At 33.8% G+C, this 1316-nt stretch carries 2 protein-coding genes; both read left to right on the forward strand.

Annotated elements, in window-relative coordinates:
* The first annotated feature begins 371 nt into the window (after positions 1 to 371).
* Complete coding sequence (locus Q0200_RS03130; protein WP_297937589.1) at positions 372 to 1058, forward strand: AAA family ATPase; 687 nt, start codon at positions 372 to 374, stop codon at positions 1056 to 1058.
* A 2-nt stretch (positions 1059 to 1060) separates the two neighbouring features.
* Positions 1061 to 1282 carry a hypothetical protein gene (locus tag Q0200_RS03135; RefSeq protein ID WP_297937591.1) on the forward strand — a complete coding sequence of 74 codons (222 nt, stop codon included), beginning with the start codon at positions 1061 to 1063 and terminating at the stop codon, positions 1280 to 1282.
* Positions 1283 to 1316 lie beyond the last annotated feature (34 nt).

Genomic DNA, 1316 nt, shown 5'->3' on the forward strand with positions numbered 1-1316 from the left:
TTTTGCTTTTTTAAGAGAAAGATGAATTACATCCTTTTTAATTATTTTTTAAGCTAATATTATAAAAATTTAGGCCTATCGCAATTAAATACAGTTTATGTTTGTATTAAGTTTTATTGTGACAAAGTTATTATATAGGGTAGGGCGGGGACTGATTGCATATAGTTTTTTGTAAGTTTTATATTTAGTATGGTGTCTTATGTAATTGAACCTAATAGTTTTTACTAAACAAAGTAAGAGTATTACTTGCACGATATTTGCAATAGTAGATATTATTTAGATATTATAACTATATTGCAATATCTATATTTAGATATTATATTACTATTTTTATGATATAATAGTTTTACACAACGCAAAAGGATAAGCAAATGGTTATATCAATAGTAAATGAAAAGGGCGGTAGCGGAAAGACGACACTGGCCGTAAATTTAGCCGCAAGGCTTGCAGAAGACGGAGATAACGTACTTTTAATAGATGCCGACCCTCAGCGCTCTACCGAAGTTTTTTCGGATATCAGAAGCCAGTCTGATCTTAAACCGCTATTTTCAAGTGTCTCAAAAACCGGCATTAGCCTGGGAGATGAGATAAAACGCATGAGTGAAAATTTCGACTCAATAGTGGTTGATACGGGCGGGCGAGATAGTAAAGAGATGCGTAAAGCGATGCTCTCTTCAAATGTATTAATTATTCCTACGATACCGTCGCAATACGACGTAAGCGTGCTTGATCGTATGCTTGATTTAAGTAGCGAGGCAAAAGTACTAAATGAAAAGTTATTGACGCTAGTCTTAGTAAATCGCGTTTCGCCAAATCCATTTTTGGCAAAAGAGCTTGAAAATATGCGCGAATATATAGGGGACGCTAAAAAAGAACGGAATTTGAGCGACGTTTTTTTGTTAAAATCCGTCATTTACGAAAGGCAAGTGTATAGAAAAATAGTTGCAAGCGGTAATAGCTTGAGCGAATTTTGTAAAAACGGGGATAGGGCGCTTGATGATTTCGAGAGCTTTTACGCCGAGCTCTTGCAAGTAGTTAAAGAAAATATAAAGGAATAAAAATGGGATTTAAAAAGGTAAGTGCCGCTACAACCAAGAGCGAAGAGAATTTTATCAATCAAGCACGAGGCGAAACATCAGAGATAAAAAAACCTAAAAATTTAAAACGAGATAAGTCGTTTTTGCTTTATTTCACGCAAGACGAGTTTGAGCGCGTTAAACTAGAAGCCGAAAAAATAGGAATGGGTATAAACCAATATATACGCTTTAAGATATTTAGTTAGATATTATTATAATATTATATACATATGATAATAA

This window comes from uncultured Campylobacter sp. (assembly GCF_938045225.1).
In the GTDB taxonomy this organism is placed as follows: Bacteria; Campylobacterota; Campylobacteria; order Campylobacterales; family Campylobacteraceae; genus Campylobacter_A.

Excerpts from the sequence above, each read along its gene's own strand:
- Q0200_RS03135 (WP_297937591.1), top strand. The coding sequence starts at position 1,061 with ATGGGATTTAAAAAGGTAAGTGCCGCTACAACCAAGAGCGAAGAGAAT.
- Q0200_RS03130 (WP_297937589.1), top strand. The coding sequence starts at position 372 with ATGGTTATATCAATAGTAAATGAAAAGGGCGGTAGCGGAAAGACGACA.